Below are 15,448 nucleotides of genomic sequence, written 5' to 3' on the forward strand. Positions count from 1 at the left end.
AGGAATTCCCATGTATCTGTGGTTCAAGGCCCTGCATCTTATCGCCATGGTGACCTGGTTCGCCGCCATGTTCTATCTGCCGCGGCTCTACGTCTATCACGCCCAGGCACGTGATCGTGGTGAACAGCAGGCGATTGACCACTTCCTGGTCATGGAGCGCAAGCTTTATCGAGGCATCATGACGCCCTCCATGATTGCCGTGCTGCTTTTCGGTGGAATCATGCTGGTGCTCAACCCCGGCTGGCTGGCCCAGGGCTGGATCCATGCCAAGCTCTTGCTGGTGGCATTGCTGGTAGGGTATCACCATGTCTGCCTGATCTATCTGAAGCAGTTTGCCGAGGCGCGCTGTCGGCGTGGTCATGTGTTCTTCCGCTGGTTCAACGAGTTGCCGGTGTTCGCCCTGCTGATCATCATCTTCCTCGCCGTGCTCAAGCCGTTCTGATGGCATCCAGCGTGAGTTACGAGCCCCATATGCCGGTGGTTCTGGTGCTGGCCGGCCATGATCCTACGGGTGGTGCCGGCCTGGTGGCCGACGCCGAAGCGGTGGCCGCCGGCGGAGGCTGGGCGGTAACCGTCCCCACCGCCCTGACGGTGCAGTCCTGCTCGGATGTGTTGCGGGTAGAACCCGCTGCCCCCGAGACCATGCGCGCCAGCGTCGCCGCCCTCGAGGAGTTCGAGGTGGCGGCGATCAAGATCGGCCTGGTGGCTGACCTGGCGACCCTGGACGCCATCGGCGATATTCTCGAGGGCTTCCCCGGGGTGCCGGTAGTGGCTGACCCGGTGCTGAGCGCGGGAGGTGGAAAAGAGTTATCCACAATTGAGTTGGTCGATGCCTACCGCAGGAGGCTGTTGCCCAGAGTGGATGTTCTGACCCCCAATCGTGGTGAGCTGGCGCGGTTGTCCCCAGGCCTTCAGCAGGATACCGAGCGGGCCGTGGCACTGATGCGGCTGGGTTGTCAGGCCGTGCTGATGACCGGAACCGATGATCCCGTGCCTGACGCTTCTGCGGATCGGGTAACCCATACACTGCACGCACCGGACCAGAGTCGTCAGTGGAACTGGCCGCGTCTGGCAGGATGCTTCCATGGCTCCGGCTGTACCATGGCGGCCTTCCTGGCGGCACGGCTGGCCGTTGGCGAGTCGCTGGTGGCAGCCTGTGAGCAGGCCCAGGCCTTTACCTGGGAAACCCTGGCACATGGTTGGCGACCCGGAGATGGACAGTCACTGCCGCGACGCCTGTGGCGTCTGTCAACGATGTCCGGCGTCGGGCCGTCCACTTCTTCTTGAGAAGGGGATGGTCTTTGGCGGCCGGAGCATCGAGAATGTGATCAAGGAACGGGGAAGCCATCTTGGCGCATGTATTGGCGACGTTTACCGCCTTTTCACTCCCTGTGAATAGCTTATCCAGAGAATTATCCACAGCTTTGAGGACAGGATACCTATGACGACCTCCGCCCAGCTTTTTGCTCAGGCCTGCCGGCATATCCCCGGCGGGGTCAACTCCCCGGTACGGGCCTTCAAGGGACTACAGCGTCCACCGGTGTTCATGGAGCGCGCCCAGGGAGCCTATCTGTTCGATGTGGAAGGTAAGCGCTATGTGGACTATGTGGGTTCCTGGGGGCCGATGATTACCGGACACGCCGATCCCGAGGTGCTGGGCGCGGTGCGCGGGCGACTCGATAACGGGCTCTCCTTCGGCACCCCTACCGCCATCGAGACCACCATGGCGGACCTGATCTGCGAGATGATCCCCTCCATCGAGATGGTCCGCATGGTCAACTCCGGCACCGAAGCCACCATGTCGGCGATTCGTCTTGCGCGAGGCGTCACCGGGCGCGACAAGATCGTCAAGTTCGAGGGCAACTACCATGGCCATTCCGATTCGCTGTTGGTCAAGGCGGGGTCGGGAGCACTGACCCACGGCGAGCCGAGTTCTCCGGGGGTACCGGCATCCCTGGCCGAGCACACCATCACCCTGGCCTACAATGATATCGATGCCGTGGAGGAGTGCTTCGAGGAAATCGGCGATCAGGTGGCCTGTATCATCGTCGAGCCAGTGGCCGGAAACATGAATTGTATTCCGCCCCAGCCCGGCTTCCTGGAGTGCCTGCGTCGGGTCTGTAATGCCCACGAGAGCGTGTTGATCTTCGACGAGGTGATGACCGGCTTTCGCGTGGCCATGGGCGGTGCCCAGGCCCACTATGGCGTGCGTCCCGACCTCACTTGCCTGGGCAAGATCGTCGGTGGCGGCATGCCGGTGGGTGCCTTCGGGGGGAGTGAGGCTCTCATGTCCAATATCTCGCCGTTGGGTCCCATCTACCAGGCGGGCACCCTCGCCGGCAATCCACTGGCCATGGCGGCGGGCATCACGCTTCTCGGCAAGTTGCGTGAGCCCGGTTTCCATGATGCCCTGGCTCAGCGAGTCGAGACTCTCTGCCACGGCCTGCAGGAGCGTGCCGATGCCGCCGGCGTGGAGATGATCACCCAGCGTGCCGGCGGCATGTTCGGTCTCTTTTTCACCGGCCAGAGCCGGGTCGATAACTTCGGCCAGACTACCGCCTGCGATGCCGATGCCTTCCGCCGCTTCTTCTCGGCGATGCTCGACGAGGGCGTCTATCTGTCGCCGTCGGCCTATGAGGCGGGCTTCATGTCCAGTGCCCATACGCCGGAAGATATCCAGTTCACCCTGGATGCCGCGGAGAAGGCCTTTGCGGCCATGCAGCGTCAGGACTGACGCCTTACCGAATCACCAGCGGGAGAATTCTCCATGCGTCATACCTTGGACGTCGACAGGGCCAATAGTGGTGAAAGCCTGGAGCTTGAAACACTCATCGATGCCCTGGTGGCCTATCACCGCGGAGCGGCTTCACACGACGCCGAGGCACAGGATGCCGGTCAGCCGTTGACGTTGACCATGACGGCCGAATTGGCGGAGATCCGGGAGGCCCTGTGGGACGAAGGAGAGCGTGAGCGGCTCGACCAGCTGGGAGACTGGCTGAAGCAGGATCTGACACGCCTGATGCCGATCCTCGAGGCTCGCGCCGCTCGCCGAACGCCGAGCTGGGCGCTGGGCCATTCGGCCAGCCGGCTTTGTCACGACGGTCGTCCGCTACTGGTCAATGCCATCGGGCGCGACCTGGAGGTGCCGGGAGCCGAACTGGCCGATGACCCCGCCAGCGATCTGGCAGCCCTGCTGGTCGGCCTGGAGGGGCGCGAGACCCCGGAGCTGACGCGGTTGGCACTGGACCGCTATCTGCGTCACTCGGGGGACTACGAGATCTCCCGACTGCTCTCCCTGTTCGGGACCTGCCATGCCCTGACTGCCGCCAGGCGTGCCCTGCGTCGCTGTCTCGACGAGAAACTCGGACTGGAACAGCCTGCCCTGCTGGCCGAAAGCATGGCCGAGTGCCGTCGTTATCTCGAGCTTGCCGAACGCATCGCCGAGTTTCGCTTTCCGCCGTTGATAATTGCCGTGGGGGTCTCGGGCAGTGGCAAGAGTCGTTTTACCCGCGAGCTGGTCACCGGCCTGGGTGCGATTCGTGTCAGCTCCGAGGCCGAGCGACAGCGGCTGGTACAGGCCGATGACAGCTCAGCTCATCCACAAGGGGATTTCGCCCCGGGGGTTGTGGGTATCTTCAGTGAGGCGGCCACCATGGCGACCTATCGCCGGCTTGCCAGCTGTGCCGGCTATCTGCTGGATGCCGGTGTTCCCGCCTGTGTGGATGCTACCTGCCTGACCCGCGCTCAGCGCGATCTGTTGCGCCAGCAGGCAGAGGCACGTGGTCTGCCCTGTCTGCTGGTCAACTTCGAAGCCGATGACGCCACCCTGCGACGGCGCATCGAGAAGCGTGCCGGACGGCAGGGAGTCGCCGTCGAAGAGAGTCTCGCCGTACTGGCTCAACAGCAGCAGCGTTTCGAGCCGTTCGGGGACGAAGAACGCCTGCACCTGGTACATCTCGATACCACTGCCGGAAATGCTGGTGAGCTTCTGGCAGACTTGGTGAATGAACATGTCAGGCTTTCTGGCTAATGCATAGAGATCGATTTCAATAATTCTTCACTGGAGGAAACATGAGAAAGTATTGACTCTATGGTTCATGAGCGCCTCTGTCGATATTTCCTGCCACGCTGTTGGAGATACAGGCACGAGTACGAAAAACATCAACTCGTGGAATGGTTTGATACAGCCCATTATCGATGGAGGCTCCGGGCTGAGTCTTCTGCATCTCCCGGGGGGTTCCATTATGGCCGAGTTCTTGTCCTGGATTCCTCTTCCCCAGAATTTTTATCGCCATCATTCAACGTTTTCTTATCAATGTCATCAGAGGGGCTCGCTGGTGGCGTCAGGGCTTTGCCACTACAGCATGATGATCCTGAAGTGTTTCATACGGATCTTTCCTGGAATTTTACCGAGTTCAACTTTTGTTTTTGTAAAGCAGCCAGCGGTGGAGGGGCCCCCAAATTCTGTCTTGCCCAATTGGCGGCTTGAATCCTGTTATTTACATCAATTTTTTTAAATATATTATAAAGATGAGATTTTACGGTGTTTTCACTGACAAATAAACTTTCAGATATTTCTGAATTTGAAAAACCGGATCCCAAGAGATTTAGAATTTCTATTTCTCGCTGAGTGAGCCCGCAGGCAGGCCGATAAGAATTGAATTGCTGTTTCCTCAAAAGCTCTATAATTCTTGTCATCAGTGGGCGAGACATCCACAGGTTGCCTTCGAAAATTGACTCCAATCCCTTGCAGATAAGATCGAGCGCATCAGTTCGATAAAATATTCCGCTCAAATGAAGGAATGAAAGAAGGTTTACAGCATGTTCTTCGTCTTTTAAATTAAATGCGGCTACTTTATAGTTTTCGGCTTCGATCAAGTGGCTATACCACTCCTGCATGTTTTTTTCATTTATATGATCTGAGTCAAGGAGTATTATTGTAGGATTTTCTCCTAATGGTTTAATATTTTCACATGGCGATAAGACATTGATTGGCCTTTCCAATCTCTCAGAAATGTAATTCACAAACAGCTGTGTCTGAGGATTCTGGTTAGTTATCAGAAGTACGTTCTCATTCGCTGTTTGCATTTTGCTTGCCTCTAATTATGCATATACTGGCTCAGGGTGAAGCTGAATTTACTTTTTCCCTAGAATGTTGGTACAAAAGTATCTTTTCGTAAAGTTATGTTTCATATGGTTTTTATAGCACCCGAAGCATGAGTTTTCTAGTGCTTTAATGTGTCGATCATTTAACGCCTTAAGCTTATGTGTAACTTTTTGATATTCAAATAATTTATTGGATGCCTCGCTTTTCCGGTCACCCGTATGGCGTCGGCATGGTGGCTTTTTCCCGTTCCGTTCATGAGGAATCGCGGGTCGCGAATGGTGTCTTCTGATGCTCCCTTCAGTAGGGTTGGCTACCACTTTGCCGACGGCGTCGAGTCGAACGGCGAGCCGGGATTTTGTTACCATCTTGCATTGAGCTTGCTAAGCTCCTATCCATCCATTTTGGGCCCTGGAGAGCTCGATGCCTTATATTCCCTTTTCTCCAGTTCAGCTACAGCTGGTGCTGGCCAGCGGCAATGCCGGGAAGCTGCGCGAATTCGAGCAACTGCTGGAGCCACTGGGGTTGCAGGTTCATCCTCAGTCGGACTTCGCCGTCTCCGAGGTAGAGGAGAGTGGCCTTACCTTTGTGGAAAACGCCCTGCTCAAGGCGCGTGAGGCCAGCCGGATGAGCGGCCTGCCGGCCCTGGCCGACGACTCGGGTCTCGAGGTCGATGCTCTGGACGGGGCTCCGGGTATCCATTCCGCCCGCTATGCGGGCGAGCCGAAGAGCGATGCGCGTAACAACGCCCGGTTGCTCGAGGCATTGGCCGAGGTGCCCGAAGGAGCACGCACGGCGCGTTACTGGTGTGTACTGGTGCATCTACGCCATCCCGAAGACCCGGTGCCGCGAATCGTGCAGTGCAGCTGGGAGGGGGAGGTCCTCTCCCATCCGCGTGGCGAGGGCGGCTTCGGCTATGATCCGCTCTTCTGGCTTCCCGATCAGGGCATGAGCGCCGCCGAGCTTCCCGTGTCGGAAAAGAATCGTCTGAGTCATCGCGGGCGGGCCCTGCAGACACTGGTCGAGCAGTTCCGCCGGCTTGGCGGAGCCCAGTGATGGTATTACCTCCCCTGGCGCTCTACGTGCATGTGCCCTGGTGCGTGCGCAAGTGTCCCTACTGTGATTTCAATTCCCACGGTGTCGGACGCGACGCCGGATTGCCCGAAGAGGCGTATCTCGCCGCCCTGCTGGCCGATCTCGACGCCGATCTGCCGCTGGCCGCGGGACGTGAGCTGGTCAGTATCTTCATCGGGGGCGGCACGCCAAGCCTGCTCTCGGCTGACTTCTATCGTCGCCTGCTAAGGGGAGTGGCTGAACGCCTCCCTTTGGCCCGCGATATAGAAATTACCCTCGAGGCCAATCCCGGGACTCTGGAACGCGGTCGCTTCGCCGGGTACCGCGAGGCAGGAATCAACCGCCTCTCGTTGGGCGTTCAGAGTTTTCAGTCGGCACAGCTCGAGGCACTGGGCCGTATTCATAGCGGTGATGACGCCGAGGCCGCCTTCGCCGAGGCCCGCCAGGCCGGTTTCGATAACCTTAACCTCGATCTGATGCACGGCCTTCCGGGGCAGACCCCGGAACTGGCGTTGCAGGATCTGGGGCAGGCGATAGCACTGGGACCCGAGCATCTCTCCTGGTACCAGTTGACCCTCGAGCCCAATACGGAGTTCTACCGATATCCGCCGACGCTGCCCGAAGAGGAAGCGCTGTGGGAGATTCAGGACCAGGGGCACGAGCGTCTAGAGGCGTCGGGGTTCCACCGCTACGAGATTTCGGCTTATGCAAGAGACGGACGCCGTTCGCGGCATAATCTCAACTACTGGCGCTTCGGTGACTATCTGGGGATTGGTGCCGGTGCCCATGGCAAGCTGAGTACCTCCGGGGTGGGTGGCGCCTTGCACATCCAGCGGCGTTGGAAGAGTCGCCAGCCCGAGGCTTACTTGCGTCGTTTTCATGACCCTCGAGGGTTCGTGGCCGATGCCTTCCGGATAGCGGAGGCCGACCTTCCGCTGGAGTTCGCCATGAATGCCCTGCGACTGCCGGAGGGCGTGCCAACGAAGCTATGGCACGAGTCTACCGGCCTGCCGGAGGCGATGCTGGTCGAGCGTCTCGCCAGCGCGCGTGAAAAAGGACTATTGGTGAAAGATGCCCAAAGGGTTCAAGCTTCCCCCCGAGGTCTACTATTCTTGAATGAATTGCTGGCATCGATCGACTCGCAGTGACGATGTCGCTTGTGGAAGGCTCATCGCAACTTTTGCCATTGATGGCCCCATGGATGATCGAACGGGCCCCCGAACCAAGGAGATATTCCCGATGACCAAGACTTTCCGCCTTGCCGCCCCGCTGGCTGCCGCCGTGCTACTGGCGGGCTGTGCTACCACGGATCCCTATGGTGGCCAGACCGACCGTAACCAGACCGGCACCGGCGCGGCCATTGGCGCCGTGGTGGGTGCCGCCGCCGGTGCGTTGAGCGGCGACGGCAGTACCAGCCGCCGCGATCGTGCCCTGGTGGGTGCCGCCGTGGGCGCCGCTGCGGGTGCCGGTGTGGGCGCTTATATGGATCGTCAGGAGCAGCAGCTGCGACAGAGTACCCAGGGCACTGGTATCGGGGTGGACCGTCGCGGCGACGATATCGTGCTGAACATGCCCAGTGAGGTCACCTTCGGCTTCGATTCCAGTGAACTGACGTCCAATGCCCGCAATGCCCTCAATGAAGTGGCCAGGATACTCACCCAGTACAACGATACCCGCGTGAACATCGGGGGGCATACCGACAGCACTGGTGATGCCAGCTACAACCAGCGGCTCTCCGAGCGTCGTGCCCAGACCGTCGGCAATTATCTTTCCCAGTCCGGAGTGGTCGGTAGCCGCCTTAACATGACCGGCTACGGTGAAAATCAGCCTGTGGCCAACAATAACAGCGAGCAGGGTCGAGCTCAGAACCGTCGTGTCGAGATCACTCTCACTCCCATCCAGAGTCGCTTCGATTAAGCAGGCGCTACCACGGTAGCAAGCGGTAACTCCTCGGGCTCGCTACTCTTGTGGCGGGCCTTTTCTATACCTTGCCGATTCGCGGAACCGGACCCATGCTTTCCTATCAGCACGCCTATCACGCCGGGAACTTTGCCGATGTTCATAAACACCTGCTTCTGCATGGAGTTATCGATCACTTATTACGTAAAGAAACTTCCATTACGTTAATAGATACTCATGCTGGTCGTGGCGTCTATTCTCTGGCCGCGGAAGAGACCTCAAGATTGCATGAGTATCGCCACGGTATCCTGCCCCTGTGGGAATCCCGCGAAGAGCTCGCGAATCATGATGAACTGTTGAGCGACTGGTTGGCGGCAGTGGCCGAGGTCCAGCCGAACGATCAGCGGTTGAGCCACTATCCTGGCTCGCCCTGGTGGATGGGGCGGCGTCTGCGATCCCAGGACCGTCAACTGCTCTTCGAGCTGCACCCGGGGGAGCACGAGCATCTGGCCGGCCAGACGTTGGATGGCCATGTACGCACGATTCACGGCGATGGACTCAAGGGGCTCGTCGAGCGTTTGCCGGTAAGGACCCCGCGCCTCTGTGTGTTGATCGACCCCAGCTACGAGCTTAAACAGGAGTACGTCGAGGTGGCCGATACGCTATCGACGACGCTGCGCAAGGCGCGCCATGCTGTGGTGATGGTGTGGTATCCCCTGTTGCCTGCAGGACGTCATCATGAGCTGCTCGAGGCGGTCAAGGCGCATGGGTTGCACAAGGTGTGGCGCAGCGAGCTCAGGCTCCATGAGCCGGGAGTGGGCGAACGAGGCATGTATGGCAGCGGTATGCTGGTGGTCAATCCGCCCTGGGGGCTCGATCAGCGCCTGGCCTCGGCCATGGCGCGTGTAGCACCTCTGTTGTCGAGCGAGGCCCGCTACCAGGGCGACTGGTGGGTAGGCGAGTAGGCCATGGCCGGTGTGCCGATCGACTTGCCGATACAGAAGCTGCCGAAGACCCCGCCGAGCGGGGTTACATTAGCGGCGCAGACAGCGCCGTGGCCGGTGTGCCGATCGACTTGCCGTTCTACTTGTCGATACAGAAGCTGCCGAAGACCTCGCCGAGCGGGGTTATATTAGCGGCGCTGACAGTGCCGTGGCCGGTGTGCCGATCGACTTGCCGATTTATTTGCCGATACAGAAGCTGCCGAAGACCCCGCCGAGCGGGGTTATATTAGCGGCGCTGACAGTGCCGTGGCCGGTGTGCCGATCGACTTGCCGATTTATTTGCCGATACAGAAGCTGCCGAAGACCCCGCCGAGCGGGGTTACATTAGCGGCGCTGACAGCGCCATGACCGGTGTGCCGATCTACTTGCCGATACAGAAGCTGCCGAAGATCTCGCCGAGTAGATCATCGGCGCTGAATTCGCCGGTGATCTGGCCCAGTGCCTGCTGGGCATCGCGCAGGTCTTCGGCGAGCAGTTCCCCGGCACCATGGCCGGTCAGCTGGGCCTCGCCGTTCTCGAGCGCGTGCTCGGCACGGTCCAGGGCATCGAGATGGCGCCGTCGGGCCGAGAAGCGACCCTCTGCCGTCGCATTGAAGCCCATGACATCCTTGAGGTGAGACTTCAAGTTATCCACACCCTCCACGGTCTTCGCCGATAGCCTGACGATGGGAGTGGCGGTGGATAAGTCGAGTCCCGGGGGCTCTTCGCTGGCATCGATCTTGTTGCGTACCAGAGTGAGTCGCGAAGGATCGGATAGCCGGGCCACGAACTCGGGCCAGATCGACATGGGGTCGGTGGCATCGGTGGCGGCGGCATCGACCAGCAGCAACACACGGTCGGCCTTCTCGATCTCGGCCCAGGCCCGGGCTACGCCGATCTGTTCCACGGCGTCGGGAGTGTCGCGCAGGCCCGCGGTATCGATGACATGCAACGGCATGCCGTCGATATGAATATGCTCGCGCAGCACGTCGCGTGTCGTGCCGGCAATGTCGGTGACGATGGCCGTCTCCTGCTCGGTCAGGGCATTGAGCAGGCTCGATTTACCGGCATTGGGCCGCCCGGCGATCACCACGTTCATGCCCTCGCGCATCAGGGCGCCCTGGCCGGCAGCGGCGCGGACCACCGCCAATTCTGTTTTTACCTCGGCGAGCATCGCCGCCACGCGTCCATCCCCCAGGAAATCGATCTCCTCCTCGGGGAAGTCGATGGCGGCCTCGACATAGATGCGCAGCTCGATCAGGCGCTCCACCAGGCCCTCGACTCGGCGCGAGAAGTCGCCCTGGAGTGAGCGCAGGGCGTTTTCCGCGGCGGCCTGCGAGCTGGCATCGATCAGGTCGGCAATCGCCTCGGCCTGGGCCAGGTCCAGCTTGTCGTTGAGGAAGGCGCGCTCGGAGAACTCACCCGGGCGGGCCGGGCGGGCCCCCAGCTCGATGCAACGGCCAAGCAGCATGTCCATGATGACCGGGCCGCCATGTCCCTGCAGCTCCAGGACATCCTCGCCGGTAAAGGAGTTTGGCCCGGGGAAGAAGAGCGCGAGGCCCTCGTCGATCACGCTGCTATCGCTTCTGAAGGGCCCGTAGTGGGCATGGCGCGGGGCGGGGGAATGACCCACCACCGCCTCGGCGATCGCCGAGCAGAGCGGCCCGGAGATGCGGATTATGCCGACGCCGCCGCGCCCCGGCGGGGTGGCCAGAGCGGCGATGGTGTCCTGGTCGTGAAGCGGGGCCATGGGGGTCTCCTCAGCGTGAAGAAGGCATTGTCGTTGTCGCTCTCCAGAAACGCCAGACCCCCGCTCGAGGCGGGGGTCTGGAAGTGGCTCAGGTAAGCCGGGTCACTTGGTCTTCATGCCCTTCCCGATGTTGGGATCGTTCTCGATCTTGCGGGTAATCACGTACTGCTGGGCAATGGAGATGACGTTGTTCACCACCCAGTAGATCACCAGACCGGCCGGGAACCACAGGAAGAAGAAGGTGAAGACGATGGGCAGCATGCGCATGATCTTCGCCTGCATGGGATCCGGGGGTGTCGGGTTGAGCATCTGCTGCACGAACATCGACGTCCCCATCAGGATCGGCAGGATGAAGAGGGGATCCTTCACCGATAGGTCCTGGATCCAGAACATGAAGGGCGCATGACGCAGCTCAACGGATTCCAGCAGCATCCAGTAGAGGGCGATGAATACCGGCATCTGCACCAGAATCGGCAGGCAGCCGCCCAGAGGATTGATCTTCTCCTTCTGATAGAACTTCATCATCTCCTGGGACATCTTCTGGCGGTCGTCGCCGTACTGCTCCTTGAGACGCTGCATTTCCGGGCCCAGCTTGCGCATGCGGGCCATGGACTTGTAGGCCTTGGCCGAGAGCGGCCACAGGGCAGTCTTCACCAGCATGGTCAGCAGGACGATGGACCAGCCCCAGTTGCCGATCACGCCATGAATCTTGTTGAGCAACCAGAACAGCGGGTTGGCGATAAACCACAGCCAGCCGAAATCGACGGTAAGCTTGAGGTTGGGAGCCACCACTTCCATGTAGTCCTGAACCTTGGGGCCTACATACAGGGTGGCACCGAGCCGTGACTCGCCAGCCGCCGCCAGCTCGGTCACGGGTCCGGCGAAGGCGGCCACGTTGCGACCGCGAGAATCGGTCGAGGCGTAGTAAAGGTTCTGCTGGTTCTGGGGTGGGGCCCAGGCACTGACGAAGTAGTGCTGGATAATCGCGACCCAGCCACCCTCGGCCTCGCGGTTTTCAAACTTGCCTTCCTGGATATCCTCGAAGTCCACCTTCAGATAGCGATCTTCGGGGGTGGAGTAGGCCGCCCCGAGATAGGAGCGCATCCCCATCTTGGGACCACTGGAGGGGTCGCTGCTGTTATCACGAGCCAGTTGGCCGATAAAGCGGGCGGAGACCGGCGATTCGGTGTTATTGGCCAGGAAGTACTCGACGTCCACCGCATAGCTGTTGCGCTCGAAGGTGAAACGCTTGGTGACCTCGATGCCGTTTACCTCGCCAGTCAGGTCGACCTCGAGACGCTTGTCACCTTCGGCGAGGCGGTAATCGGTCTTCTCGGGGGCGTAGGCAATGCGTCCGGATTGCCCGTCCAGCTGGAGCCCGGAGCGGGCGACATAGCTACGTGTCTCGTTGTCGGAAAGCATGACATAGGAGCGGTCCGAGTCGAGAGTCAGCTCATGCTGAGGCAGTGCCGCATAAACAATGTCACCGCCCTGGGGGTCGATTCGCAGGTCCAGTACATCGGTGATGACGGCAACCAGGTCACGGCCGGAGGCTGTCTCGCCTGCATCGGGCATGGTCTCCGCCATGCCGCTATCGCCGCTGTTTGCCGCAGGAGCCGCCAGGCCTTCTTCGGCGGTTTCGAGCTCGGCGCTACCGTTTCCGGACTGGTTGCTGGTAATGGAGGGAGCCTGCGGCTCGACGGCCGTCTGGCCATAATCCTGGTTCCACTGCACGACGATCAGATAGGCGAGCACCGCCAGGGGAATCAGTAGTAGGAGTCGTTTTACGTCCATGAGGGTTCTGCCCAGTGGGTAGTGAACTTGCCAGGGGCGGAAGGCGATTTGGCCGCCCGAGATAGACAAAAGCCTGCCAAGGGCAGGCTGTATTCCGAACACGGACTTTCGAAGGTTGTCCCGGCAGCGTCAAGCCTTGCCTTGCGAGGGGGTGCGCTCATGATTCCGTGGGCTCCGATCGGATGAAGATGGCTCGGCGCTTGGTGACGGTTGTCTTGCGAGCGACTTCTGTGCCTCGCGCGTCAGCCTTTTCCACATCCCGAAAAGCTGCCGATGCAGGGTCTCGTTGTCCAGCTCGCCGACACCGCGTCGCGAGAGTATCACGATGTCGACGGCCGGTAGCCGGTGCTGCTGGAATCGGATCGATTCGCGCACGAGACGCTTGATGCGGTTGCGGTCCACGGCACGGCGCATGCTCTTCTTGCTGATGACAAGGCCAATACGGGGGTGACCCAGATTGTTGGGCGAGGCGAGTGCCATCAGCCCCTTGCCATGTATCTTGAAGGCAGCGTTATCGAAGACCTGACGGTAGTCCCCGGCCGTCAGCAGGCGCAGACGACGGGGAAACGACTGACGGGACACGTAGGGTCCGTGATCAGGCGCTCAGGCGCTTGCGACCCTTGGCGCGACGGCGCGCCAGGACGGCACGTCCGTTCTTGGTAGCCATCCGGGCACGGAAACCGTGCATACGCTTACGCTTCAGAACGCTGGGCTGAAAGGTGCGTTTCATAAGTCGTTATTCCCACGTGGTTTTCTGGACGATTCGTCGTTTTCGAGGCGCCTGGATTCCCACCGGGAACCCGGGCGTATTCGGTTCAAGACCGGAAATTGTAGTGTTTTCCCTTGGGCGGTGCAATTTTTCCGTACATGAATTGGGCTTTTGATGGCTGGGAGGGGGCGCCTCGGCATGTCGAGATAATGCGTCGGATCCATTCCGAAGCAGCATTCGAAGGCCGTACCTCGAACTACAATAACAAGGGTATATCTTGTAATGCCTTGTTATTAATACTGGGGAAACTTTCTGTGGATAAGCTTTCATATTTCATCAATTACAAGGCATTGGATGAATGAAACTTGTGTGGACAGCCTCTGCAAGGGTGGTTTGCAAGCCTGGGATAACCTGTGTATGAAGATGGCACTTCTCCACAGCCCAGCATTACGCACAGTTCGGTCGCGGATGCGTCACCATGTCGTCACCCCGTTTTCCACAAGATGTGTGGAGGCGTTACGGGGTGTGGATAACCGCGTGGTGGGGCGATACAATGCACGGCCGTTTTTCGACAATGTAGTGAGGTCGCGTGTCGCTGGCTCTCTGGCAACAGTGTCTAGATACCCTTCAGGATGAGTTGAGCTCGCAGCAGTTCAACACCTGGATTCGCCCGCTCCAGGCAGAGGAGGGCGAAGGGGGAGAGCTGTGCCTGTTGGCACCCAATCGCTTCGTACGCGACTGGGTCAGCGACAAGTTTGCCAAGCGGATCACCGAACTGCTGCGTGAGCTGTCGCCGGCACGTCCGCCCAAGGTCGTGCTGAGCGTGGGGAGTCGACGCACTGCTCCTCGGCCTCAGCCACGCGAGCTCGGCACCCCGGTGTCGGCAATGCCGCGACAACCCGCGGCCCCGGCGGTACATACACGCTCCCGTGGTGATGTAGCCGATGAAGTCGAGATCGAGTCATCCCGGGAGGAGGCGCCGCCGGCCCGGCGACCGGGAGGCGAGCGTCAGGTCCAGGTCGAGGGCAGCCTCAAGCATACCAGTGGCCTCAACCCTAACTTCACCTTCGAGACCTTCGTCGAGGGCAAGTCGAACCAGCTGGCCCGGGCCGCGTCCCGACAGGTGTCGGAGAACCCCGGCGGTGCCTATAATCCGCTGTTTCTCTATGGTGGAGTAGGGCTGGGCAAGACCCACCTGATGCATGCCGTGGGCAATGCGCTGGCGGGTCGCCGGGAGAATGCGCGGGTGGTCTATCTTCACTCCGAGCGTTTCGTGGCCGATATGGTCAAGGCGCTGCAGCTCAACGCCATCAATGACTTCAAGCGGTTCTATCGTAGCGTCGATGCCCTGCTGATCGATGACATCCAGTTCTTTGCCGGGAAGGAGCGCTCCCAGGAGGAGTTCTTCCATACCTTCAACGCCCTGCTCGAGGGCGGACAGCAGATGATCCTGACCTCCGACCGCTATCCCAAGGAGATCAGCGGTGTAGAGGAGCGGCTCAAGTCCCGCTTCGGCTGGGGGCTGACGGTCGCGATCGAGCCGCCCGAGCTCGAGACACGGGTTGCCATCCTGATGAAGAAGGCCGATCAGGCCAAGGTCGAGCTTCCCCATGATGCCGCCTTCTTCATCGCCCAGAAGATTCGCTCCAACGTGCGAGAGCTGGAGGGGGCACTCAAGAAGGTGATCGCCGACTCCCACTTCATGGGCAAGCCGATTACCCAGGATTTCATCCGTGAATCGCTCAAGGATCTGCTGGCCCTGCAGGACAAGCAGGTCGGAGTCGACAATATTCAGCGTACCGTGGCGGAGTATTACAAGATCAAGCTTGCCGACCTGCTATCCAAGCGTCGTTCTCGCTCGGTAGCGCGCCCACGCCAGGTCGCCATGGCCCTGGCCAAGGAGCTGACCAATCACAGCCTGCCGGAGATCGGAGATGCCTTCGGGGGGCGGGATCACACCACGGTATTGCATGCCTGCCGCAAGGTGAAGCAGCTTCAGGAGGAGAGTTCCGACATCCGCGAGGACTACAAGAACCTCCTGCGACTTCTGACCAGCTGATCGCCCCGCCCTCCGAGACATCGCCGGCTTGTGGTTTAATGGTCACCATGCCGTTCGGCCGGGCCCCTGCCGGCTA

At 60.2% G+C, this 15,448-nt stretch carries 14 protein-coding genes; 9 read left to right on the top strand and 5 right to left on the bottom strand.

All coding sequences use genetic code 11. From position 1 onward, the window contains the following. Window positions 1-10: 10 nt before the first annotated feature. The 4 genes from hemJ to Q358_RS16345 all read left to right on the top strand — a co-directional run bounded on the left by hemJ (window position 11) and on the right by Q358_RS16345 (window position 4,030). A complete protein-coding gene (gene hemJ / locus Q358_RS0101995; protein ID WP_027960508.1) occupies window positions 11-442 on the top strand; it encodes a protoporphyrinogen oxidase HemJ in 432 nt (143 codons plus the stop codon). Window positions 443-471: 29 nt separating this feature from the next. Then, window positions 472-1,287 carry a bifunctional hydroxymethylpyrimidine kinase/phosphomethylpyrimidine kinase gene (gene thiD, locus Q358_RS0102000; RefSeq protein WP_245598254.1) on the top strand — a complete coding sequence of 272 codons (816 nt, stop codon included), beginning with the start codon at window positions 472-474 and terminating at the stop codon, window positions 1,285-1,287. 154 nt (window positions 1,288-1,441) lie between these two features. Next, entirely contained in the window at window positions 1,442-2,734 is a 1,293-nt protein-coding gene (hemL, locus tag Q358_RS0102005; protein WP_027960510.1) for a glutamate-1-semialdehyde 2,1-aminomutase, read from the top strand. A 33-nt stretch (window positions 2,735-2,767) separates the two neighbouring features. After that, window positions 2,768-4,030 carry a P-loop nucleotide/nucleoside kinase family protein gene (locus Q358_RS16345; protein WP_051530133.1) on the top strand — a complete coding sequence of 421 codons (1,263 nt, stop codon included), beginning with the start codon at window positions 2,768-2,770 and terminating at the stop codon, window positions 4,028-4,030. Between the two features lie 353 nt (window positions 4,031-4,383). Here the strand turns inward: Q358_RS16345 and Q358_RS18105 are convergent, their stop codons facing one another. Continuing rightward, entirely contained in the window at window positions 4,384-5,088 is a 705-nt protein-coding gene (locus tag Q358_RS18105) for a LuxR C-terminal-related transcriptional regulator (RefSeq protein ID WP_084286410.1), read from the bottom strand. A 439-nt stretch (window positions 5,089-5,527) separates the two neighbouring features. Between Q358_RS18105 and rdgB the strand changes: the two genes are divergently transcribed. The 4 genes from rdgB to Q358_RS0102030 all read left to right on the top strand — a co-directional run bounded on the left by rdgB (window position 5,528) and on the right by Q358_RS0102030 (window position 9,042). Beyond that, the gene (rdgB, locus tag Q358_RS0102015) at window positions 5,528-6,160 is read left to right on the top strand and encodes an RdgB/HAM1 family non-canonical purine NTP pyrophosphatase (protein ID WP_051530134.1); all 633 of its coding nucleotides are present in this window, start codon (window positions 5,528-5,530) and stop codon (window positions 6,158-6,160) included. Next, entirely contained in the window at window positions 6,160-7,326 is a 1,167-nt protein-coding gene (gene hemW / locus Q358_RS0102020) for a radical SAM family heme chaperone HemW (RefSeq protein ID WP_043487505.1), read from the top strand. The genes rdgB and hemW overlap by 1 nt, the downstream gene beginning before the upstream one ends. Window positions 7,327-7,417: 91 nt before the next feature. Further along, on the top strand, window positions 7,418-8,095 hold the full coding sequence (locus tag Q358_RS0102025; protein WP_027960513.1) for a YiaD family glycine zipper/OmpA-like lipoprotein: 678 nt from the start codon (window positions 7,418-7,420) through the stop codon (window positions 8,093-8,095). 95 nt (window positions 8,096-8,190) lie between these two features. Further along, window positions 8,191-9,042, top strand: coding sequence for a 23S rRNA (adenine(2030)-N(6))-methyltransferase RlmJ (locus Q358_RS0102030; protein WP_027960514.1), 852 nt, complete (start codon window positions 8,191-8,193; stop codon window positions 9,040-9,042). Between the two features lie 400 nt (window positions 9,043-9,442). On the opposite strand, the gene mnmE is transcribed toward Q358_RS0102030, so the two are convergent. From mnmE to rpmH, 4 genes are all read right to left on the bottom strand, one after another. Continuing rightward, window positions 9,443-10,810: a tRNA uridine-5-carboxymethylaminomethyl(34) synthesis GTPase MnmE gene (mnmE, locus tag Q358_RS0102035; protein WP_027960515.1), complete on the bottom strand. Its 1,368-nt coding sequence runs from the start codon at window positions 10,808-10,810 to the stop codon at window positions 9,443-9,445. Between the two features lie 102 nt (window positions 10,811-10,912). Beyond that, window positions 10,913-12,604 (bottom strand): membrane protein insertase YidC, encoded by a 1,692-nt coding sequence (gene yidC, locus Q358_RS0102040; RefSeq protein ID WP_027960516.1) that lies wholly within the window; start codon window positions 12,602-12,604, stop codon window positions 10,913-10,915. Window positions 12,605-12,733: 129 nt separating this feature from the next. Beyond that, a complete protein-coding gene (rnpA, locus tag Q358_RS16350) occupies window positions 12,734-13,186 on the bottom strand; it encodes a ribonuclease P protein component (protein ID WP_084286411.1) in 453 nt (150 codons plus the stop codon). 13 nt (window positions 13,187-13,199) lie between these two features. Then, window positions 13,200-13,334 carry a 50S ribosomal protein L34 gene (gene rpmH, locus Q358_RS0102050; RefSeq protein WP_027960517.1) on the bottom strand — a complete coding sequence of 45 codons (135 nt, stop codon included), beginning with the start codon at window positions 13,332-13,334 and terminating at the stop codon, window positions 13,200-13,202. 568 nt (window positions 13,335-13,902) lie between these two features. Here rpmH and dnaA point away from each other — a divergent pair. Continuing rightward, the gene (gene dnaA / locus Q358_RS0102055; protein ID WP_027960518.1) at window positions 13,903-15,372 is read left to right on the top strand and encodes a chromosomal replication initiator protein DnaA; all 1,470 of its coding nucleotides are present in this window, start codon (window positions 13,903-13,905) and stop codon (window positions 15,370-15,372) included. Window positions 15,373-15,448 lie beyond the last annotated feature (76 nt).

The organism is Halomonas halodenitrificans DSM 735 (genome assembly GCF_000620045.1).
Classification (GTDB): Bacteria; Pseudomonadota; Gammaproteobacteria; order Pseudomonadales; family Halomonadaceae; genus Halomonas; species Halomonas halodenitrificans.